The organism is uncultured Campylobacter sp. (assembly GCF_937996225.1).
GTDB lineage: Bacteria > Campylobacterota > Campylobacteria > Campylobacterales > Campylobacteraceae > Campylobacter_B.
In genome coordinates this window covers 37,739-57,387 of record NZ_CALKTC010000083.1, presented here as the reverse complement: position 1 = coordinate 57,387, position 19,649 = coordinate 37,739, and the positions used below count along the sequence as shown (strand labels likewise).

General features: G+C 48.2%; 24 protein-coding genes and 1 pseudogene. 5 read left to right on the top strand and 20 right to left on the bottom strand.

Going from position 1 to position 19,649, the window contains the following annotated elements; all coding sequences use genetic code 11:
* Positions 1–2 precede the first annotated feature (2 nt).
* The 4 genes from Q0174_RS09975 to Q0174_RS09960 all read left to right on the top strand — a co-directional run bounded on the left by Q0174_RS09975 (position 3) and on the right by Q0174_RS09960 (position 4,399).
* Entirely contained in the window at positions 3–587 is a 585-nt protein-coding gene (locus Q0174_RS09975; RefSeq protein WP_298043697.1) for an ABC transporter substrate-binding protein, read from the top strand.
* Between the two features lie 23 nt (positions 588–610).
* Complete coding sequence (locus Q0174_RS09970) at positions 611–3,394, top strand: MMPL family transporter (RefSeq protein WP_298043695.1); 2,784 nt, start codon at positions 611–613, stop codon at positions 3,392–3,394.
* A 282-nt stretch (positions 3,395–3,676) separates the two neighbouring features.
* A complete protein-coding gene (locus Q0174_RS09965; RefSeq protein ID WP_298043694.1) occupies positions 3,677–4,018 on the top strand; it encodes a hypothetical protein in 342 nt (113 codons plus the stop codon).
* 144 nt (positions 4,019–4,162) lie between these two features.
* Positions 4,163–4,399 (top strand): hypothetical protein, encoded by a 237-nt coding sequence (locus Q0174_RS09960; protein ID WP_298043693.1) that lies wholly within the window; start codon positions 4,163–4,165, stop codon positions 4,397–4,399.
* Between the two features lie 160 nt (positions 4,400–4,559).
* Here the strand turns inward: Q0174_RS09960 and trxB are convergent, their stop codons facing one another.
* The 18 genes and pseudogenes from trxB to mqnP form a co-directional block, all read right to left on the bottom strand.
* Positions 4,560–5,504: a thioredoxin-disulfide reductase gene (gene trxB / locus Q0174_RS09955; RefSeq protein ID WP_298043690.1), complete on the bottom strand. Its 945-nt coding sequence runs from the start codon at positions 5,502–5,504 to the stop codon at positions 4,560–4,562.
* A 110-nt stretch (positions 5,505–5,614) separates the two neighbouring features.
* On the bottom strand, positions 5,615–5,929 hold the full coding sequence (gene trxA, locus Q0174_RS09950) for a thioredoxin (RefSeq protein WP_295151069.1): 315 nt from the start codon (positions 5,927–5,929) through the stop codon (positions 5,615–5,617).
* A 70-nt stretch (positions 5,930–5,999) separates the two neighbouring features.
* On the bottom strand, positions 6,000–6,338 hold the full coding sequence (locus tag Q0174_RS09945; protein ID WP_298043688.1) for a YraN family protein: 339 nt from the start codon (positions 6,336–6,338) through the stop codon (positions 6,000–6,002).
* Position 6,339: 1 nt separating this feature from the next.
* The gene (locus tag Q0174_RS09940; RefSeq protein ID WP_298043686.1) at positions 6,340–7,608 is read right to left on the bottom strand and encodes a homoserine dehydrogenase; all 1,269 of its coding nucleotides are present in this window, start codon (positions 7,606–7,608) and stop codon (positions 6,340–6,342) included.
* The gene (locus tag Q0174_RS09935; protein ID WP_298043684.1) at positions 7,608–8,813 is read right to left on the bottom strand and encodes an LL-diaminopimelate aminotransferase; all 1,206 of its coding nucleotides are present in this window, start codon (positions 8,811–8,813) and stop codon (positions 7,608–7,610) included. Before Q0174_RS09935 ends, Q0174_RS09940 begins: the two co-directional genes overlap by 1 nt.
* 528 nt (positions 8,814–9,341) lie before the next feature.
* Positions 9,342–10,361 carry a hypothetical protein gene (locus tag Q0174_RS09930; RefSeq protein ID WP_298043682.1) on the bottom strand — a complete coding sequence of 340 codons (1,020 nt, stop codon included), beginning with the start codon at positions 10,359–10,361 and terminating at the stop codon, positions 9,342–9,344.
* Positions 10,333–11,034 (bottom strand): 23S rRNA (guanosine(2251)-2'-O)-methyltransferase RlmB, encoded by a 702-nt coding sequence (gene rlmB, locus Q0174_RS09925; RefSeq protein WP_298043680.1) that lies wholly within the window; start codon positions 11,032–11,034, stop codon positions 10,333–10,335. The genes Q0174_RS09930 and rlmB overlap by 29 nt, the downstream gene beginning before the upstream one ends.
* Positions 11,035–11,069: 35 nt before the next feature.
* Positions 11,070–11,885 carry a 16S rRNA (cytidine(1402)-2'-O)-methyltransferase gene (gene rsmI, locus Q0174_RS09920; RefSeq protein WP_298043677.1) on the bottom strand — a complete coding sequence of 272 codons (816 nt, stop codon included), beginning with the start codon at positions 11,883–11,885 and terminating at the stop codon, positions 11,070–11,072.
* Positions 11,886–12,086 carry a 50S ribosomal protein L31 gene (gene rpmE, locus Q0174_RS09915; RefSeq protein ID WP_177387662.1) on the bottom strand — a complete coding sequence of 67 codons (201 nt, stop codon included), beginning with the start codon at positions 12,084–12,086 and terminating at the stop codon, positions 11,886–11,888. It abuts the gene before it with no gap.
* Positions 12,087–12,426: 340 nt separating this feature from the next.
* The gene (locus Q0174_RS09910; RefSeq protein ID WP_298043799.1) at positions 12,427–13,083 is read right to left on the bottom strand and encodes a 16S rRNA (uracil(1498)-N(3))-methyltransferase; all 657 of its coding nucleotides are present in this window, start codon (positions 13,081–13,083) and stop codon (positions 12,427–12,429) included.
* Positions 13,083–13,565 carry a hypothetical protein gene (locus tag Q0174_RS09905; protein WP_298043675.1) on the bottom strand — a complete coding sequence of 161 codons (483 nt, stop codon included), beginning with the start codon at positions 13,563–13,565 and terminating at the stop codon, positions 13,083–13,085. The genes Q0174_RS09910 and Q0174_RS09905 overlap by 1 nt, the downstream gene beginning before the upstream one ends.
* Before the next feature lie 377 nt (positions 13,566–13,942).
* Positions 13,943–14,164, bottom strand: coding sequence for a hypothetical protein (locus Q0174_RS09900; protein ID WP_298043672.1), 222 nt, complete (start codon positions 14,162–14,164; stop codon positions 13,943–13,945).
* Positions 14,164–14,745: a 6-carboxytetrahydropterin synthase gene (locus Q0174_RS09895; RefSeq protein ID WP_298043670.1), complete on the bottom strand. Its 582-nt coding sequence runs from the start codon at positions 14,743–14,745 to the stop codon at positions 14,164–14,166. Before Q0174_RS09895 ends, Q0174_RS09900 begins: the two co-directional genes overlap by 1 nt.
* Complete coding sequence (locus tag Q0174_RS09890) at positions 14,742–15,431, bottom strand: 4Fe-4S cluster-binding domain-containing protein (RefSeq protein WP_298043796.1); 690 nt, start codon at positions 15,429–15,431, stop codon at positions 14,742–14,744. Before Q0174_RS09890 ends, Q0174_RS09895 begins: the two co-directional genes overlap by 4 nt.
* A gap of 33 nt (positions 15,432–15,464) precedes the next feature.
* Positions 15,465–15,707 (bottom strand): annotated as a pseudogene (locus tag Q0174_RS09885) (7-carboxy-7-deazaguanine synthase QueE); the annotation flags it as partial.
* Positions 15,704–16,669: a GTP 3',8-cyclase MoaA gene (moaA, locus tag Q0174_RS09880; RefSeq protein WP_298043669.1), complete on the bottom strand. Its 966-nt coding sequence runs from the start codon at positions 16,667–16,669 to the stop codon at positions 15,704–15,706. The gene moaA and the pseudogene Q0174_RS09885, both read right to left, overlap by 4 nt.
* Positions 16,670–16,749: 80 nt before the next feature.
* Positions 16,750–17,109 carry a hypothetical protein gene (locus Q0174_RS09875; RefSeq protein WP_005869739.1) on the bottom strand — a complete coding sequence of 120 codons (360 nt, stop codon included), beginning with the start codon at positions 17,107–17,109 and terminating at the stop codon, positions 16,750–16,752.
* Between the two features lie 9 nt (positions 17,110–17,118).
* The gene (gene mqnP, locus Q0174_RS09870) at positions 17,119–17,988 is read right to left on the bottom strand and encodes a menaquinone biosynthesis prenyltransferase MqnP (RefSeq protein WP_298043668.1); all 870 of its coding nucleotides are present in this window, start codon (positions 17,986–17,988) and stop codon (positions 17,119–17,121) included.
* 96 nt (positions 17,989–18,084) lie between these two features.
* Here mqnP and miaA point away from each other — a divergent pair, with 96 nt between their 5' ends.
* Positions 18,085–18,990 carry a tRNA (adenosine(37)-N6)-dimethylallyltransferase MiaA gene (gene miaA, locus Q0174_RS09865; protein WP_298043667.1) on the top strand — a complete coding sequence of 302 codons (906 nt, stop codon included), beginning with the start codon at positions 18,085–18,087 and terminating at the stop codon, positions 18,988–18,990.
* Between the two features lie 147 nt (positions 18,991–19,137).
* Here miaA and Q0174_RS09860 read toward each other — a convergent pair whose 3' ends face one another.
* Complete coding sequence (locus Q0174_RS09860; protein WP_298043666.1) at positions 19,138–19,308, bottom strand: hypothetical protein; 171 nt, start codon at positions 19,306–19,308, stop codon at positions 19,138–19,140.
* Between the two features lie 93 nt (positions 19,309–19,401).
* Entirely contained in the window at positions 19,402–19,569 is a 168-nt protein-coding gene (locus Q0174_RS09855) for a hypothetical protein (RefSeq protein WP_298043664.1), read from the bottom strand.
* Positions 19,570–19,649: the final 80 nt, after the last annotated feature.

The following is a 19,649-nucleotide window of genomic DNA, read 5'->3' as shown; positions in this document are numbered from 1 at the left end:
AAATGAAAATTTTAAAAGTTCTAGCGCTTTGCGGAGCGCTTTTGATTTCGGCGCACGCTATTAGCGATGCGGATATCGAGCCGGTGATGAGCCAAAAGGTCGCCGAGGCCGTAAATATTATGCGAAGCAGCACCCCGAAAGACGCAAAGCCAGCGAAAATTTTTGCGCTTTTCGACGGCTATTTTGATTATAAGATGATGGCGAAGCTCTCCCTTGCGAAGCATTACGCAAGCCTTAGCCCGGCGCAGATCGCAGAATTTAATAAAGCCTTTGAAGCGCATCTAAAGCGCTCGTTTATCGAAAAACTTTCGCTTTATACCGATCAGGATATGAAGGTGCTAAGCAAACAAAGCCCGAGCGATAAGCGCCGCGTGCTAAAAACGCAGGTCATCGGCGAGCAGAAAAACTACGACATAGATTTTAAATTTTATCCTAACGGCGCCGATTGGCGCATCTACGACGTCGATATCGTGGGCGTTAGCTTAATTCAGACCTACCGCTCGCAGCTTGGCGACGTAACGCAAAGCTTGGGCTTTGACGAGCTTATAAAGCGGCTAAATTCCACCGTCATCAATAGCGGCGAATAGCAGCGCGCCTAAAAGAGCGGTATTTGAAAAAAATTTTTCGTTTAATCGTCGCGTTTCCGAAAATCACGCTCGCGCTGTTTACGGCGCTGGCGCTGTTTTTCGGATATTACTCCACAAAGCTTGAGATCGATGCTTCGAGCCAGACGCTTCTACTAGATAATGACAAAGACCTTCAAATTTGGCGCGAAGTATCCAAACGCTACGAAACGCCGAATTTCTTGGTGCTTGCATACACTCCCGCGGGCGATCTTTTAGCGCCCGAGACGATCCGCAAAATAGCGCAGATGGACGCGGCTTTTTCCAAGCTGGATTTCGTCGCTAGCGTCACGGACATCACGAATGTGCCGCTTTTGCTAAACAAAGGTGGTGGCATGAGCGAGCTGCTTAAGCACATACCCACTCTTACCGACGCGGACGTAAATTTAACCGCGGCTAGGCGCGAGTTTGCCACAAGCCCTTTTTATGCGTCAAATTTAGTAAGTACCGATTTCCGCACTACCGCAATTTTAATAAATTTAAAACCGCAGACCCGCTACGAGGAGCTTTTGCGCGTAAGAGACGGGGCTAAAAGCGCTCTAAAGCAAGCAGAGCATGAGGCCAACCACTCGGGGGCTCAAATTTCACAGCTTAAAGACGCGCTTAAAGTTGCGGAGCAAAATTTTAAATCCTACCGCGACGAGCTACGTGAAAAGGATCATCGCGATATCATGGCTTTGCGCGCGCTGATCGCGAGCTTTGAGAAGGAATTTGCGGGCGACCGATTGTTTCTAGGCGGGCTGAATATGATCGCAGACGACATGGTGGGCTACGTCCGCTCGGATCTGGCGACCTACGGACTCAGCGCTTTGGTGCTTCTGCTAGCTTGCTTTTGGCTCTTTTTTAGACAGGCGAAATTTATCCTGCTGCCGCTTATCATCTGCGCGTATTCGGTCGTGCTCGCAGCGGGATTATTCGGCTTTTTGAGCTTTGAGGTTACGGTGATTAGCTCAAATTTCATAGCGCTTCAGCTCATCATCACGGTTTCGGTCTGTATCCACCTAATCGTCGCCTACCGCGAGTTTAGCGCGCGCTTTCACGCCTTTTCGCAGCGCCAGCTCGTTTATGCGGTGCTGCGCGAGCGCGCAAGACCCTGCTTTTTCGCGATCTTTACGACCGTTATCGGCTTTATGTCGCTAATTTTTTGCGATATAAAACCCGTAATTTCTCTGGGAATTATGATGAGCGTAGGCATCAGCATCTCGCTAGTTACGGCATTTGGAGTATTCGGCGCGGTTATGTCGCTTCTAAGGCGCACGCACAATAACCGCAGCTTCGAGCAGCACTTTAAATTTACGCTTTGGTGCGCCGAAACGGCGCTACGTAGCAGAGGCGCGGTTTACGGCGTTTGCGCTGCGGCGGTGATCTTTGGACTATACGGCATCTCGCAGCTGCGCGTCGAAAACAGCTTCATCGGCTACTTCAAAAAAAGTACCGATATCCGCGCGGGCATGGAGGTCATCGATACAAATCTGGGCGGAACTATCCCGCTTGATATCGTCGTTAAATTTAAAAGCGCAGGCGGCGCAAATTCTGCTAGCGGGAGTGAAAATTCCGCAATCGGCAGCGCAAATTCTAAAAACGGCGAAAATTCCGATCCCTCGGGGCGAAATTTTGCGGCAAATTCTACTCGGCAAAATTCTATCGCACAAAATTCCGCTACTCAGAATTCTACCACCGCGGCGCAAAATTCTATTGCAGAAAATTCTATGCCCCAAGGTTCCGCTGCGGCAACACAACCAAGCGAAGCCGTAAATTCAGATCAAACCGATGCCGCAAATTTAGAGCATAATTCCACCGCGAGCGACGATTTTGGCGATTTCGAAGCCGAATACGCCGCCAACGAAAACAAGCCGCAGTATTGGTTCACCTCCGAAAAGATGCGTATCATCGGCAAAATAGATGATTTTTTGAAGGACAAAAACGTCACGGGACACGAGTTTATTGGCAACGTAAGCTCGCTCGCATCGCTTTTAAAGCTCGGCAAGCAGATTAATCAGGGGCGCGATCTGGACGATCTAAGCCTTGCTCTAATCTACTCTGAAATGCCGGAAAACTACCGCGAGATGGTGCTTTCACCTTTTGTAAATATCGAAGCGAACGAGGCGCACTTTAGCGTCCGCACGATAGACAGCGATCCGCGCTTACGCAGAGCAAAATTCCTAAAAGATCTGCAAAGCGGGCTAAATTCTTTGCTCGCGGGCGAGCAGGTAAGCGCGCAGATCAGCGGCATAATGGTGCTTTATAACAATATGCTTCAAAGCCTGGTGAGCTCGCAGATAGGCACCCTGGGTATCACCGTGCTCGTGCTTTTCGTGCTTTTCGTGATCATCTTTCGCTCGTTTTCATACGCTCTCATCGCGATCGTCGTAAATTTGATCCCGCTTTGCGCCTGCTTCGGCATCATGGGGGTTGCAGGCATTCCGCTGGATATCATGAGTATCACGATAGCGGCGATTAGCATCGGTATCGGCGTGGATGATGTTATCCACTATATCTATCGCTACAAGCGCGAGTTTGCGCGCCTTGGCGACGAGGCCGCGGCGATCCGCGCAAGCCACGCAAGTATCGGATACGCGATGTATTATACGTCGTTTGCGATCATTTTAGGTTTTAGCGTGATGATGATGAGTAATTTCTGGCCTACGATCTACTTCGGGATGTTAATATGTCTGGTGATGAGCCTGCTGCTTTTGGGCGCGCTCATAATCCTGCCGTCGCTAATAATGAGCCGAAAAGGCTTAAAATTTAGCCTCTTTAAAGCTAAATAAATTTTATCTCGCTATAATTCCCGCATTTGGAGAGGATGGCGACCTGGTGGCGTCTGCGGACTTCAAATCCGATAGGAGGGCGGTTGACCGTTTTCCGGGGGGTTCGATTCCCTCCCTCTCTCGCCGAATTCTTTTAAAAATTCCATCTTTAGATTTTATCTTTCACGCTTTTAGCTACATACTTCGCGAATTTATATCAAATTTAAGCCCTAAATTTATACGTTTTTAAGCAGGGGGGGGGGTAGCATTATTTTCTAGAAAATTTACCTCAAGGAGTTAAAGATGAAATATGCACTAGGTGTCGCGCTTGCTACGTTGATTTCAACAGGATGCGGCGCGGATGAGATACAGCTCGTGAAAGACTACACCCTGCCGGATTTCAAATCGATGAATATCGGCGCGGCGATCGAGGGCTCGAAACTCTGCAAAAATGTCACGTGGAGCAAAGAGGAAAACGGCGGATTAAAGACGGTTAAGATGGTCTGCAATGTGGATGTAGAGCAGAGGCTTAAATCATATAAACAAGAGATGCTAGACTCGTCTTTAAAAAGAGTTATGACTTTTTATGAGGGCAAGGCTTACGACGCGCAGGGTTTGTTTAAGCTAGCAAAAGAACACTGCTAGTTAAACGAAGCCAAATTCCAAGAAGCGCTTAAAACCAAAGGCAAAATAGAATTTGAAGAAGAATGGAAGTCGGTTGATTGCGACGACAAACTAAAAGGGGAGATACTAAAAGAAAGCAATACCGAAATTTACATAGACTCTATTATGGAGCGCTTAAAAGCAGCCGCTTATTACTCGCAAATAACCGCAGAGCAATTGGACGCGAACTTCGGACATAAAGAAGATGGGTTATCAAAGCTTGCTATCGAGCTAAATTTTATCGTAAATGCTGATAAAAGCGTAAGTCTGTCTGATAAATTTAAACTTATCACGAACGGCAAAGAAGATCCCGTAAATAAAACTAAGTCAAAAGACATCATCGCGGGCTTCTACGAAAGATAGTAAGCGCCTCATCTCGCAGCTAAATTTGATGAAATTTTAAAATTTAGCCGCCTTTTTTGTATCAAAATTTCATTCAAAATTTCAGGTGTGGTTTTAAATTTAAAGCGCGGCGAAAGCAGTTTTGCCCGCCGCGCCGTGAAATTTTACGCCAAGTACAAGCTTATTTATCGTGTCCTTGCAGATACGCGATCGCGCTAAGTGCGGCAACCGCGCCGTCGCCTGCCGCGCAAACGACCTGTTTAGGCGCATCCTGTCTCATATCGCCCGCCGCAAATAGCCCGTTAACGCTTGTTTGCATCTTTAAATTTACCGCGACCTGTCCGCCGGACGTGATGTCGCAGATGAACTTGCCGCTTTCGTCTTTTAGTACCTCGTTTCGCACGTCAAGCCCCACGAATACGAAGATCCCAGGCAGTTGCAGCTCGCGCGTGGCGCCGCTTGTTTTATCCTTGACTACGACGCCAGTTACGCCGCTTGCATCGCCCTTGATCTGCTCTACGAGCGCGTTTGTAATGAGCTCGATATTCTCACTTTCGCGCACCTTTTGCACGGTCGAAGGCGCAGCACGAAATTCGTCGCGACGGTGAATCAAATAAACTTTAGAGCAAATTTTAGCTAGATACAGAGCTTCCTCTAGCGCCGTGTCGCCGCCGCCTAGGACGGCAACCTCTTTGCCCTTGTAAAAAAATCCGTCGCAGGTCGCGCAGGTACTGACGCCGCGACCGAAGAACTCATCCTCGCCCTCAATCCCCGCGCGACGCGGAGTAGAGCCGGTAGCGACGATAACGGCGCGCGCGCGACGCGTTTTATCGCCCTCGAGATAGATCGTAAAATTTCCATCGCCGTCTTTTGAGACGCGCAGCACGCGCACCATCTCATGCTTTAAGCCAAAGCGAAAGCACTGCTCCTGCCAAGGCGCCATAAAGCTCATCCCGTCGGTTACCACGGCTATGCCCGGATAGTTTTCCATCTCGGAGCTTGAGGTGATCTGCCCGCCGGGCATCCCCATCTCAAACATCACGACGTCCTTTAAACCGCCTCTTGTAGCATAAAGCCCCGCCGCTAACCCCGCAGGACCGCCGCCGATAATTGCTAAATCTAACATTTTTTCTCCTTAATTATTTTATTAAGTAAAGTCGCGGGCGCTAAATTTACGAATTTAATTAATATAACGATGAGTGGGAGAAAAAAGGGCGAAAGCCGCCCTTTTAAAATTTACAGAAGCGAGTTTAGTTTGTCGGCTATGATCTGCTTAGATTGTGCGCCGATGAGCTGAGCTTTTAGCTCGCCGTCTTTGAAAAATAGAATCGTAGGGATCGAGCGGACGCCGAACTGCACCGCAAGATCCTGCGCTTCGTCGGTATTTACTTTGCAAATTTTAGCCTTGCCCTCGTAATCGTTCGCAAGCTCCTCGATGATCGGGGCGATCATACGGCACGGCCCGCACCAAGGCGCCCAAAAATCGACTAGCGCGACACCCTCTTTAGTAACGTCGAAATTCTCCGAAGTAAGCTCTATATACTTTCCCATAATGTTCTCCTTGTGTTAAAATTCTGCGGATTATAGTTAACTATCTTAAATAAATAATAAAAATTCTAATTTAAAAAGATATGTTGGCGATAAATTTTATCTGTTTTGGATAAACTTCCACCACGTCGATCTGCCACGGCTCGTCCGTATCGCAGCTCATCAGATAAAATTCCGCCGCCTTTAAAATTTTAGCCATCTTAGTGCCCGTCACACGCTCTGCGGCGTCATAATCGCCGCTCGTAGCCTTCACCTCTACAAAGTGCAAAATTCCGTCTTTGCGCGCGATTATATCGATCTCGCCGAAACGGCAGCGGAAATTTCGCTTTAAAATTTCAAACCCTTCGCCGCGTAAAAATTCCGCCGCACGGTCCTCGCAGGCAAAGCCGAAAATGTATTCTTTTAAGCTCAACTTAGCTTTCGATCCTGATCATAAAAGGTTTTTGTGTAATAAAATTTTCGCCGCCGATCACGCTTATAGCGCGCTTTATGTCCTTCTCGCAGCACGTATGCGTCGTGAAAAACAGCGTCACCTCCTCGTCCGTTTTGAGCTTAGGCTTTTGCAAAAAGCTGTCGATCGAAAGATCGTTTAAGCTCATAATGTTCGTAAGCTTCGCGAGCACACCCTTCTCGTCGCGCACGCGTAGCCTGAAATAATACTTCGTGCGGATCTGCTCGCTAGGCAAAATTTGCATAAAATTTTCGCTCGGCAAAATTTTATATCCGAGCATCGGATTTTTGTTATCGCGCGCAATGTCGATGAGATCGCTTATAACCGCACTTGCCGTAGCGCTTCCGCCCGCGCCAGGGCCGTAATACATACTCTCGCCAACGCAGTCTCCGTAGATGCTCACGCCGTTCATCACGCCGTCTACTTTTGAAAGCATTTGATCCTTTGAAATGAGCGCAGGATGGACGCGCAGCTCGACTTTATTATCGCACGCGCGCTTGGCTACCGCAAGCAGCTTGATTATGAAGTCGAATTCGCGCGCGAAATATATATCCTCCTGCGTGATCTCTTCGATCCCCTCGATTAGGATATCTTCGGGATCGCCGTGCACGCCGTATGCGATGCTAGCTAAGATCAAAAGCTTATGCGCCGCATCGAACCCACCGATGTCAAAGCTTGGATCGGCTTCGGCATATCCGAGCTCTTGAGCTCGCTTTAGCGCGTCTTCAAATTTCTCGTTTTTTTGCATCATATTCGTAAGTATGAAGTTACTCGTGCCGTTTACGATGCCGATTATTTTTTCGATACGATTGGCGCTTAGCCCCTCGCGCAGGGTTTTGATAATCGGAATTCCGCCCGCCACACTCGCTTCAAAGCCAAAAGGCGTATCGCCCGCCAAAGCCTGAAGCTTGTAGCGATGATAAGCCAAAAGTGCCTTATTTGCGGTAACGACCGCCTTTTTGCGCTTTAAAATTTCACTTACGATCTCATAGGGCTTTTCTACCCCACCCATAAGCTCTACAAAAACGTCGATGTCATCACGCTCAATGATGCTTTTTGCGTCGCTGCTAAGCGGAATTTGCACATCGCGCTTTTTACTCGTATCGCGCACAAGTCCGATTACTGGCTCTATGCTAACGCCCGCGCGCGCAAGGATGATATCTTTGTTTTTGATCAAAATGTTTGCAACTTCGCTACCTACGGTGCCGACGCCTAAAATCGCTACCTTCATCAGATCTCTTTCAAATATTTTTTTATATTTCTAGCAGCCTGGCGGGTCCTGTTTTCGTTTTCGATAAAAGCGATCCGCACGTAATCGTCTCCCGCCGCGCCAAAGCCCACGCCCGGACTTACGGCGACGCGCGCCTTGGTAAGAAGCTGCTTGGAAAACTCCATGCTCCTTAGATGAGCCGCCGCTGGCGGTAATTTCGCCCACGCAAACATCGACGCGCTAGGTTTAGCGATTTGCCAGCCCGCGTCCGCAAAAGCGTCAATCAAAAAATTCCTACGCTTCTCATAGCTCGCGCGGATCTGCTCTACGCACTCTTGCGGCCCGTCCAGCGCGATCGTGGCGGCTACTTGGATCGGCGTAAACATGCCGTAATCAAACCACGACTTGATCTTTTTAAGCGCAGCGACGAGCTTTTTGTTACCGCTGACAAAACCCACACGCCAACCCGCCATATTGTAGCTTTTAGAAAGCGTGTACGCCTCGACTGCGACATCCTTCGCACCCTGAACCTCAAAGATCGACGGCGTTTTGTAACCATCAAAAGCGATCTCCGCGTAAGCGATATCGCTGATGATATAAAACCGCTCCTGCCGCGCCATCGCCACGAGCCGCTCGTAGAAGCTCTTTTGCACGACGACGGTGGTGGGGTTGTGCGGGAAATTTACGACGACGTATTTTGGGCGCGGAATGCTCTCGTCGAAGGTCTTTTGCAGATCGATGAAAAATTTATTCTCGTTAAAATTTAAATTTTCATCATAGGCAAGCGGGATTTTAACGACGTTGCCGCCCGCGATGATGAAGGCTTGAGTATGTATCGGATACGCAGGATCGGGCACCACTGCGACATCGCCCGGATTTACGATCGCGCTAGTTAGATGCACGAAGCCCTCTTTAGAGCCCATTACGGCGACGATCTCGCTTTCGGGATCCAAGATCACGCCGTATTTGCGCTTGTACCAATTCGCGCAGGCAAGTCGCAGCTTGTAGATACCCTGGCTTACGGAGTAGCCGTGCGTCTTGTCCTTTTGCGCGCTTTCACAAAGCTTGTCTATTATATGCTGCGGCGTCCTGCCGTCGGGATTGCCCATCGAAAAATCGATTATATCCTCGCCGGCTCTGCGCGCCGCCATTTTTATGGCGTTTACTTCGGCAAAAACGTAATTGGGCAAACGCTCGATTTTTGAAAAACGGATTTCGTCAAACATCTCAAACCTCTTATCTTAAAGTAATTTTCAAGCCATATTTAAAATTTCGCGCCTTAAACGCGCGATCTGCTCGTGCCGCACGTAGGCAAAATTTCAAGCCTTAGCGTCGATGCGGCGGCACTTTTTATATTGCTCGAGCAATTTAAACTTTTACCTCGCTAAAATTTTAAAACCGCGGGGGCATTGATTGTTTAAATTTAGAGCATCGTGACCCTTTGCGGCACTATTTAAATTTACGTCCGATCGAAACGATAACGATTAAAGCTGCCGTTTTTACGCCGCGTCCTCGAACGATAACCCTTTAAATCTATCGCGCTACCGCAAGCGGCCGCAGCGCTTGAAATTTTATCCGCACCGTTAATTTTACCTACGCCGTTTAAAATTTTATCCAAGGCGGCGCAGTTTAAACCTTTAAATTTACGCTCGCGGGTTTAAATTTAAACTGCGCACATAGCGAGCTAAAATTTTACCCTCTGTCCTCTGCGGCAAAATTCTACGAGCAAAAAACCTCGCACGAAAGCGAGGATTTTACCACTTTTTGCCCTTGTTTAGGCGCAGAAACTCGTCGGCTGAAATTTTAGTGATATTGCCATCTTTGACGTGGAATTTTTGAGTGTTTCTTTCGCTGAAAGTTACGTTGCCGTCGGCTTTACCGAGCTCAAACATCCCGTGACCGGTAGAGATTAGCAGCTCCTCATCTCCTTGCGAAGCGACGACGTAAGGGGTATTTATGACCATCTCGCGCTTCTTGCCGCTTTTTAAATCAATAACGCCGATCCACATCTTACCGCGCGGATTAAGCACGATATCTTTGCTGGGTGCCGGTTTGCTTTGCGTGGCGTTTTCGTCGGTAGAATTTTCCTCAGTCTTAATACTCGCGCGCTCGATCCTGATAGAACGGTCCAGCGCATTGAGCGAGCTTAAATTTTCATCCGCAACAGCGGCTGCATTGGCATCTGACTTTAGTGCGAATTTTTCATCTGTAGCGTTGTGCGAAACGACGTCGATACCGATGTTTTCAAGCTTTTTTTGAGTGTTATTTACGATTGGAGCGTCCGAGTAGGTGGTTTTGTTTTGTTCCCATAAAAGCGAGCCCAAAAAGTCGCCGAAGCTTTTATAAAGTCCGAAATAAAAGATCGCGCCTATGATTAGTACCATCGCAAGCAGCCATAAAAGCCAACCGCCGCCGCTTTTGTTAGGGCTGACCCTTTGACCATAAACCTGCTCGACTTTGGCCTTTTTAACGGGCGCGAAGCTCGCTTTGGCGCTCTCAAACTCGCTAAGCCAATCCGATAGATCCAGCCCGAACTCGCGCTCTAAAATTTTAATGTAGCCCTTCACGTTAAAATTTGCTAGCTTCTCGAAGTCTTTGTTGATGATGTATTCTAAATTTTGCGCGTCGATGCGCGTAGTACGCGCTATCTCGATCAGATCCATAGATTTTAATTTATCCAGATCGCTGCTTTTTGGTTGCTGCGTTTGCTCCGGCTTCTCGGTTTGTTCCGCCTGCTCGTCCGTATTATTTAACTTCTCTTTTATTTCTTCCATTTAAAATTCCATCGCATAGTATCGCAAATGCCGCGCTTACGTTAAGCGAATCCCAGCCTTCGCGCATCTTTATCGATACCGTGCGGTCGCATTTTTTAAGCGCCCTATCAGGTATCCCCTCTTCTTCGTTCCCCATTACGAGTGCGTTTTTCGCGCCGAGTTTTAACTCCTTAAAGCTCGTCCCGTCCGCACTCGCGGCGTAAATTTCAAAGCCGCTTTGTTTAAGCTCGTTTAACACGCTAAGCCCGTCTGCGACCTTAACAACGTTTAGCTCATACGCCGCGCCCGAGCTTGCGCGCACTACGCCCGCCATATTTAGATTATTTGCGACGACGATCACGCTGTCCGTGCCCAAAGCATAGGCGCTACGCATTATTGCGCCGATGTTTCCGACGTCGGTAAGCCCATAAAGGATCGGCACGAATTTATCGTCTTTGACGCTAGCAAGATCGCCGAAGCTAAACTCCTCCACCTCGGCCAAGAAGCCTTGATGGTTGCCTCCGCGAGCGAGGGCTTGAGCTTTTTTCGCATCGGCGCGCTCGATCTTTACGCCGGTCGCGGCGATCTTTTTAAAAATTTCTTTCTCGCACTCCTTAGCAAGGATGATGCGGATAAATTTCTGCGGATGCCGGTTTAAAAGGTGCAAAAACAGCTGCTTGCCGTAAATAATCATTTTGGGATTTTAGCGAAAAACGGTTAAAATATGACTTAGCGTATCAAATTTTTATATATTTCTTTGGCGGGTTCGCCGCTGATTTTTGAGAGCAGTTTCGCTTTTATTTTCGGCGCGATCTCAAGCGAGAGAATATCTTCTGGCGTGATTTTTTCAAAGCTTTTCTCGCCTGCGCCGTCAATCACGACGCACCATTCGCCGTTTAAATTTGCGCTTTTCAGCTCCAGCAAGAGCTCTGCGGCGCTACCGAAAAATTTGGTTTCAAATTTTTTCGTGGCTTCCTTAATCGCAAAAATTTTGCGCTGCGCGTCGATCCCCGCGATCTGCTCAATTAGCTTTATCACGCGCTTTGGAGATTCGTAAAGTACGCATGGATAGGGGCTTTGCATTAAATTTAGAATCTGAGCTTTGCGCTGCGCGCCGTCATTGTTCAAAAAGCCTAAAAAGCTAAATTCTTTCTCCACCAGTCCGCTTGCGGCGGCTGCGAGCAGCAGAGCGTTTGCACCGCTAAGCACCTCGTAAGCTACGCCGCTTCGCTGCGCAAATTTTACGAGCGCAATCCCCGGATCGCTGATGCATGGCATTCCCGCGTCGCTTACGTATGCGCAAGCTTTTTCGCGCAGAAGCGCCGGATCAAAGTCCGTGAAAAACTCCGCTTCGTTGTGAGTGTGCAGAGAGTAAAACTGTGAAATTTTAAATGAGATTTGAAATTTATCGGATAATAAGTTTAGAAGTTTTTTTGAAACCCTCGTATCCTCGCAGATTAGGATTTCGCAGCTTTGCAATACCTCAAGCGCGCGGCTCGAGATATCGCTTAGATTTCCTATCGGCGTAGGAATGAGATATAGCAACTATTTCATTCCGTATTTTTGCTTAAATTTCTCGACGCGGCCCGCGCTATCTACGATCTTCTCGCTGCCCGTGAAAAACGGATGACAATTGGAGCAGATATCAACGCGGATCTCAGGCTTGTTCGAGCGCGTTTTAAAAGTGTTGCCGCAAGCGCAGGTAACGGTCGTTTCGACAAAGTTCGGATGGATATCTTTTTTCATTTTTGATCCTTTTTGATGATTTTAAAAGGTAGCGATTATACAACTTTTTTATCTAAAAAGCAAATTTAAAGGGTTTTAAAAAAAACTCTGGGCAAAGCGGCAATTTTTTTCTCAAGCATACTTTTTGGACGCGAAATTTTAAAATTTAGCCCGCTTTTCGAGTAAAATTTTATTTCACCGCGGCCTACTGCGGCGTACAAATACAGCGCGCAAAGATACGCCGCAGCAATACGCGCAGTACGTCAAGCCGCCGATAAACATAGCGGGTCGCGCAGAGTAAATTTTAAATTCCAAAATTTAAAACGCGCGATCTTTTTAAATTTTAAAATTTGCCGAGCGCTTAAAACATCAATTTTGCGCAAGTTGCGATCAGCGCGGTGTTTGAGCGCAAAATATAGGGGCTATTAAGCGCATAGGCATTTTTAAATTTCTCTCTTTCGCGCGGCGAAAACCCGCCCTCCGGGCCTACGAACGCGATCTCGTCGCCGCCGAAAATATCGATGTTCTTGCCGCCAAAATCGATCAGGCTTACGTTTTTATATCTTTGCGCAAGCTCGTCCGAGCTGCTCAAAACCTCGATCTGCATGATGGAATTTCGCCCGCATTGTTGAGACGAGTTGATCAAAATCCGCTCCATCCTCTGCAGATCGAGCCGCACGTTTTTCTGCGACAGATCGGCATATACCAAAACAAGCCGCCCGACGCCCATCTCATTTAGCGCAGGCAGGCTCTTTTCGATCACGGCGCTCTCGACGACCGCCCAAGCGACGCAAAAATCGTGGCTCGGCGTAAAAACAGAGCTTTTAAAAACTAAATTCAGAGCCACACCTTTGCGCGAAATTTCGGCGATCTCATATAGATAACTCGCCCCGTCCTTTAGATTTCGCACGTCTATGCGCTCGCCCGCCCTTGCTCGCCTAGCCTTTAGGTGTAAAAACTGATCATTCTGCAAAACTAGGCTCTGTTTGCCTGCAAACTTATCGTAAAAATATACCATCAAATAACACTCGCTATCAAAATTATCGCTAAGTTTAGCCCCAAAATCACCCGCATTTTGCGCTGATACGGCGCAAAGTTTTGACTTAGATACGCTATTTTCAGCCATTTGTACGATACCGCGCAAAGTATAATCATCGCTAGCGCTGCGGCTGCCATGAAGTAAATTCTAAAGCTCAGATCAAAGCGCAGCACCGGCAGCATCACACTTCCGCTGATTATCAGCGCCGCGAGAGTCGCATAATATATCGGCAAAAACAGCCTGATGCGCCTAAGAAATCTAAGCCCAGATCTGCTCTTTTGCTTTAAATTTTCAGCTTGCGGCGTGGAGACGGCGAGATTTAGAGCCTTGCCGCGAGGGTAAAATTCCGCCGCCGCGTCTATTTTAAGCTGAGTAAAAATCAGATAAATTATAGTTAAAATCGCCGCAGCTAGCGCGAAAAATTTATGAAAGCCCAGGGCGCTTTGATACAGATAATCCATCACTTCCGCCGGAGGGTTAAATTCGCGGGATAAAATTTTACGCAGCCAGAGCCGAAACGATCAAATTTAGACGCAAATTTTTCCGGCGCGAGATCAAACAGACCTGCTCCGCGCCTTTGAAATTTTAAAAACCATTCAAAGCGGTCGCGGCTATTTGCTGCATTAAATTTTACCTCGTTGCCTTCTAATCGCTGTTTTGCGCCGTATATCTCGCGCCAAGAATGAAATTTTGCGGATAGAGCTTTATAAAATTTAAAATTTCTTTGCGCAGATCGCATGGGCAAAAATGGCGCTAAAATCGCGCTTACGCGCCGCATACAAACAACGCAAATTTTAAAAATTTTCAAATTTGAGCGCAGATTTTTCAACGCTCCGTCCTATTCGGTCACCGGAAGCGGCGGCATATCGGCATTTATATCGACTTTGGGCTCGCTAGGCGCGATAGGCACGTCCTTCGGCACCTCGCTATCTACCGGCGGCTTTTGCAAGGTGTTTTTTTTCTCATCGTCGCAGCCGCCCAAAGCAAGCGCACAGACGAAGATCGCGCACACGGCAAAAATGCGCACAAAACCCGAGCCAAATTTAAAGAAATTTCTCATCAGCAATCCTTTGGATAGATGATTTTTTCGCCGCGCAGTAGCTTTTGCCAAAGCTCCGGTTGCCTCCACTCCTCGCACACGGCGGGCGAGAATTCTATCTCATCTAGCGCGATCTCGCCCATCTGCGCGTTGTAAGCATCCTCGCGGAAGCACTGCGCGTAACCGGTGGTCGTTTCGTGCACGATGACGCTGTGAAGCTTTACTTCGCGCTCGCCGTTTTGCATCTGAGTTAGGCTCAAAAGTCGGTCAATTAGAACGAAAAAAATTCTACAAAACTGCTCCGCGCTCGGATTTAGCGGTATCTGTACCCAGCGCGCGCTGTGTTTTTTAAGATCCGCGATATAGCTCGCATCGTCGCGCGCGTAGATCGTCACGGCGTGGTCGAAACTATCGATAAGCTCGCGGATGCCGAGTTTCATGTAGCCGAAGTCATATACCATCCCCGCTTCATCTAAAAAATTTGAGCTAAGCAAAATTTCGCATTTGTAGGAGTGGCCATGGATGCTCGTGCGACACCGCTTCGAGCCGCACAGGCGCACGATGTGAGCGTTTTCGAATTCGTATAATTTCCTAATTATCATACCCCGTCCTTCTCGCCCCAAATTCTAATGTGCAGGCGATCGGAGTAATTATAGCCGTTTTTTAGGCAAAAATCCACGCAAAATTGCGCGGCGCTTTCCAGCTCGCGACGATCTGCGCCGCGCGGCATACAATAAACCTCGCCGCCGCACGCTGCTAAAATTTCGGCGATCTCGGGCTGCGCGTCAAACTCGGGCGAGATGACAAACTTATAAAAGCTATCTTTTGCGTTTTGTTTTAAGCTTCGCAGCACGGCGAAGTTTAACCTGCGTTCGCGCGGCTCGGCGGAGTTTGAGAGCTTAGGCGAGACTGCAAAGACGCAGCTTTTGTAGGCGGGAAATTTTTCAAAATCCACGAAAATCGTGCCGTTGGTTTCGAAGTGCACCGCGTGTCCGCGTGCGAGCAACTCGCAGACGAACTCGTAAAATAGCGCCTCTTTATAGTGCAGTAGTGGCTCGCCGCCGGTGATAACGACGATCGGCTTTTGATAAAGCTTAGCGCTCTGCGGCGAGACGGAGCTTTGCGGATCTAAATTTAAAGAATTCTGCGCCACGAAATTTAAAGAATTTTCGCTCGTTAAATTTAAAGATTTTTCTGCGCTACCGTTTTGGCGGGGAAGTCTTTGCGCGGCGGCGGAATTTAAAGTATCGCTTTCAGAAAAAGGCTCGGCGGCGCAAAAGCCCGGCATAGAGCGTGCAGGTAGGGAACAGGACGAACCTGATAAATTTGGAATTTTATTCAAAAGCTGGGCTAAATTTAAAATTTCTTCGTGCTCAAAGTGGCTCGTAAAAACCGCGCGGATCGTATCGCAACCGCGCAAGATCTCGCCGGTCTTTGGCGAAATGCGCGCACCGCCGAAGCCCTCGCAGCGCAGATTGCAGCCCGCAAAACGAAAGAAAAACGCGAGCCTGCCCGCGTATTTGCCCTCGCCTTGGATACTTAAAAAGCTCTCTACGAGCCTCATCCGCCCGTCTCGTAAAATGCGCGGCTTGAAATTTCATTCGAAGCATCCGTTTGCCAGCGATTTTTTTCGGGCTTATTCGCTAAAATCTTAGCCAAAATTTCGGCGGCTGCGGCGATATCGCCCTCTTTGACCGCCTTTTTGATACTTAGCGCGTCCTCGAAGTAAAGGCACGGGATCAAAAGCCCCTCGGCACTTAGTCTGATACGGTTGCAACTCTCGCAAAAATCGTGTTTGTGCGGATCGATGATACCGAAGGTGTAGCCGTCCCCGAGCGCGTAAAGCGACGCGGGCGAGCTCTGCGATTTCGGCAGAGCGGTAAAGATAAATTTACGCCTTAAAATATCTAAAATTTCGTTTGATTTTAAGCCTGTAAGATCGCCGGCATGGGTGTTTTCCATAAATTCTATAAAGCGGATCTGACAATCCTTCTCGCGGGCAAATTCCAGCAAATAAATAAGCTCGTCGTCGTTGATCCCTTTTAGCGCGACGGTGTTTAGCTTAACCTTTAACCCCGCTTCAAGCGCGGCGTCAAGGCTCTCCAGGACGTTATAAAGTACGCCGCGCTGAGCTATAAATTTAGCCCGCTCCGGTCGCAGCGAGTCAAGCGACATATTGATGCGCTTTAGCCCGGCATCTTTAAGGGCGCGTGCGTAGTTTTTGAGATAATATCCGTTGGTAGTAAGCGCAAGATCGATATTTGGGGCATAATCCGCGATCATCTTTATAAAATCCTCGATCCCCTTTCGCACCAGCGGTTCGCCGCCGGTGATACGAATCTTTTTTACGCCGCCGTCGATCGCAACTTTGACGAATAAAAACATCTCCTCAAAGCTTAAAATATTCTCTCGCGGCACCCAATTAAACGGCGTAGTAGGCATGCAATATCTGCATCTGAAATTGCACCGCTGCGTAACCGAAATGCGCAAATAATCGATCGTTCGTCCAAATTTATCAATTAGCATATTTTGCCTTAATATCAATTTGCGACGATTATATAAAAAACAAAGCGATTTTGCAAAATTTTATTTTTATATTGCTCAGGCTATTTTCTTACCGAGCCGATGAGCTCTTTCAGCTGATCCAGAAGCGGTCTGATCTGCTTTTCTACCCGCTCGTCGATCATCGTAGGCACTACGTCTAGTCTCTGCTCTATCGTCTCGTCGATCACGTCTGCAATCGCGTTTATATCGATATTGGGGGCGACTTTGCCGCCCGAATCGATCATCTCTTTTAGCTCCTCGACCTTCTTTTTAAGCAGATAGTTTTCCTGCATAGCATCGGTTAACACCTGATCGAAGCGCTCGAATTTTTTATCCGCTTGCTTGTCTTTAAAATATATGACGAAAAACATCAAAAATATAACTACGCAAAGTCCTAAAATGATGATAGTGTTAAGATCCATAGGGGTTCCTTAAAATAAATTTACAAAAACAAAAGCAAAAAAGGCGATGCCCAAGTAGCCGTTGAGCGTGAAAAACGCGCGATCAATCTTGCTAAAATCGCTACGTACGATCCTATGCTCAAAGCACAGGATCACCGCGCACGCAGCCACGCCAAGATAGGCAAAAAAGCCTAAATTTGCCGCCGCGCAAAACAGCAGCCAAAAAAGCACCGCCACGGCGTGAAAAATTTTAGAGATAAACATCGAAGCTTCTTTGCCGTAAAGCGCAGGGATGCTGTAAAGCCCAGCCGTGCGGTCAAATTCCATATCTTGAAGCGAATACAACACGTCAAAGCCGCCTACCCAAAATACTACCCCGAGACACAGCAGCACCGACCATAGCGGAATTACGCCGCTAACGGCGATCGCTCCGGCAATCGGCGCAAGCCCTAAGCAAAAGCCGAGCATTAAATGCGCGGTCTCGCTAAAGCGCTTAAAATACGAATACCCGCCCAATGCCGCTAAAATCGGCACAGAAAGCTTAAGCGCCAAAGGATTTATAAGCGCCGAAACCGCTATGAAAACCACCGCGTTTGCGATGATGAAAAGCAGTAAATTCCCGCGCCCGATCCGTCCGTCCACGCTGGGGCGCGAGGCGCAGCGTGGATTGGCGCGGTCGATATCCTCGTCCAGGTAGCGATTTAGAGCCATTGCGAAGCTTCTCGCACTCACCGCACATAAAATCCCCAGAAAAAGCAGCTTCCAGCCGACCCATACCGAGCCGCTTTGCAGCTTGCTCGCGGTAATCATCGCCGTAAAGATAAACGGCAGCGCGAAAACCGAGTGTTTAAAAACTATTAATTCGTTGATATCGGATAAAATTTCTTTAAATTTAGCCATTTTGCCCCTTATTTTGGGCACCATTGTATCAAAAAAAAGTAAGAATAGCTCTAAATTTGATATAATTTGAACGAAAAATTTACGAAAGGAAACGCCTTGAGCCAAAATCAAAACTCGCACGCAAGCCCGCAGATCGCGATCATCGGCACCACCGCAAGCGGCAAAAGCGATCTTGCGCTAAGCATAGCGCGCGAAATGGACGCCGTGATTTTAAGCCTCGATTCACTCTGTATTTACCGGCAGATCGACATCGCAAGCGCCAAGCCAAGTGAGGAGCAGCTGCGCGAGATCAGGCACTTCGGCGTAAATTTAATCTACCCAAACGAGTACTTCAGCGTCGGCGAGTTTATCAAAGAATACGCCGCCGCGCGGGCTTTTGCAGAGCGTAGCGGCGCGCCTTTGATAATCACCGGCGGCAGCGGATTTTATCTAAAAGCGATGCTAAGCGGGCTGGCGCCGAAGGTTCCCGATTTTAAAAGTGAAATTTCAAACGATGAAATTTACGCTCTAGCGCAGCGGATCGATCCGGAATTTGCCGCAAAGCTTAGCGCGGCGGACAGTTTTCGTTTAAAAAAATGGCTAAGTATCTATAAATTTTGCGACGAGGCGCCGAGTAAATTTCTGCGCGAAAACACCGCCCCGCCCGTCATTTCGGATATTAAAATTTTTGAGATCGACGCGCCTAAGCAGTGGCTTGCGCAGCGCATCGAAGCGCGCACGAAGGCGATGTTTGAGCGCGGGCTTTTGGAGGAGACGGAGTTTTTATTCACTCGCTACGGTGCAGAGTGCAGGGCGCTAGGCTGCATAGGGCTAAAGGAGTGTGGGCAGCTTTTGCGCGGGCAGATCTCGCGGGCGCAGTGCGAACAGCTCGTGAGCCTGCACACGGTACAGCTTGCAAAGCGCCAGCGCACCTTCAACCGCTCGCAGTTCGCGGATAAAATTTCAGCGCCGCCACAAGAGCTGGAGCGTGAAATTTTAAAGCTCCTTCGCCGCGAGATTTAAAATCGAAATTTATCAAAATTTGCGCGTTTGCTAAAAAACAACGGAGCAAGGGAGTAAAATTTAGATTTAATTTACCGCGCTGAATCGCGTCTTTAAAATTTTGCGGGTCGCGCCAAGGTCTCGTGCGGCGCGGAATTTCGATTAAATTTAATCGCCTTCGCAAATATCAAAGCTAAATTTATCGTTGTCAAGCCTACTGAAATTTTGATTTTCCGCGCTTGCGTTGCGCTTGAAAATAAAGGCGTAGCCGTATTTCTCGAAGTGCTGCGAGCTGTTTTTTAGCCCAACGACGCAAAGCTCGTAAGTGCCGCTTTGCAAGCCGAGCTTGAGCGTGGAATTAAATTTTCGTATCTTACCCGCAGCGCCGCTTCGGTACTCATGGCCAACTCGCCGCTTTTTAGCCTGCCAGCGCTATACTGCAGAGCATCGAAGCTCTCTAGGATCGTGCAGCCGCTTTGCGGGGCGAAAACACAGCCTATCGCGCACTAAAATTACTTCGTAGCCCGAAAGCGGCGCAAATTCCCCGTCCATGCAAACGAATATGCCGTAGCTGCGCACCGCAAGCGGATAAAAGAGCAAAATTTAGCGCCTTTTATGGCGTCATAAAACAGCTGCTTGTGCGCGTCCCAGCAGCTTAGAAGCTTTTTTGCTCTGCATTT

Bases quoted from the DNA above. Each gene is read 5' to 3' on its own strand.
- Q0174_RS09975 (WP_298043697.1), top strand. From the start codon at position 3: ATGAAAATTTTAAAAGTTCTAGCGCTTTGCGGAGCGCTTTTGATTTCG.
- Q0174_RS09965 (WP_298043694.1), top strand. From the start codon at position 3,677: ATGAAATATGCACTAGGTGTCGCGCTTGCTACGTTGATTTCAACAGGA.
- Q0174_RS09960 (WP_298043693.1), top strand. From the start codon at position 4,163: ATGGAGCGCTTAAAAGCAGCCGCTTATTACTCGCAAATAACCGCAGAG.
- trxB (WP_298043690.1), bottom strand. From the start codon at position 5,504: ATGTTAGATTTAGCAATTATCGGCGGCGGTCCTGCGGGGTTAGCGGCG.
- trxA (WP_295151069.1), bottom strand. From the start codon at position 5,929: ATGGGAAAGTATATAGAGCTTACTTCGGAGAATTTCGACGTTACTAAA.
- Q0174_RS09940 (WP_298043686.1), bottom strand. From the start codon at position 7,608: ATGAAGGTAGCGATTTTAGGCGTCGGCACCGTAGGTAGCGAAGTTGCA.
- Q0174_RS09935 (WP_298043684.1), bottom strand. From the start codon at position 8,813: ATGTTTGACGAAATCCGTTTTTCAAAAATCGAGCGTTTGCCCAATTAC.
- Q0174_RS09930 (WP_298043682.1), bottom strand. From the start codon at position 10,361: ATGGAAGAAATAAAAGAGAAGTTAAATAATACGGACGAGCAGGCGGAA.
- rlmB (WP_298043680.1), bottom strand. From the start codon at position 11,034: ATGATTATTTACGGCAAGCAGCTGTTTTTGCACCTTTTAAACCGGCAT.
- rpmE (WP_177387662.1), bottom strand. From the start codon at position 12,086: ATGAAAAAAGATATCCATCCGAACTTTGTCGAAACGACCGTTACCTGC.
- Q0174_RS09910 (WP_298043799.1), bottom strand. From the start codon at position 13,083: ATGGTATATTTTTACGATAAGTTTGCAGGCAAACAGAGCCTAGTTTTG.
- Q0174_RS09905 (WP_298043675.1), bottom strand. From the start codon at position 13,565: ATGGATTATCTGTATCAAAGCGCCCTGGGCTTTCATAAATTTTTCGCG.
- Q0174_RS09900 (WP_298043672.1), bottom strand. From the start codon at position 14,164: ATGAGAAATTTCTTTAAATTTGGCTCGGGTTTTGTGCGCATTTTTGCC.
- Q0174_RS09895 (WP_298043670.1), bottom strand. From the start codon at position 14,745: ATGATAATTAGGAAATTATACGAATTCGAAAACGCTCACATCGTGCGC.
- Q0174_RS09890 (WP_298043796.1), bottom strand. From the start codon at position 15,431: ATGCCGGGCTTTTGCGCCGCCGAGCCTTTTTCTGAAAGCGATACTTTA.
- moaA (WP_298043669.1), bottom strand. From the start codon at position 16,669: ATGCTAATTGATAAATTTGGACGAACGATCGATTATTTGCGCATTTCG.
- Q0174_RS09875 (WP_005869739.1), bottom strand. From the start codon at position 17,109: ATGGATCTTAACACTATCATCATTTTAGGACTTTGCGTAGTTATATTT.
- mqnP (WP_298043668.1), bottom strand. From the start codon at position 17,988: ATGGCTAAATTTAAAGAAATTTTATCCGATATCAACGAATTAATAGTT.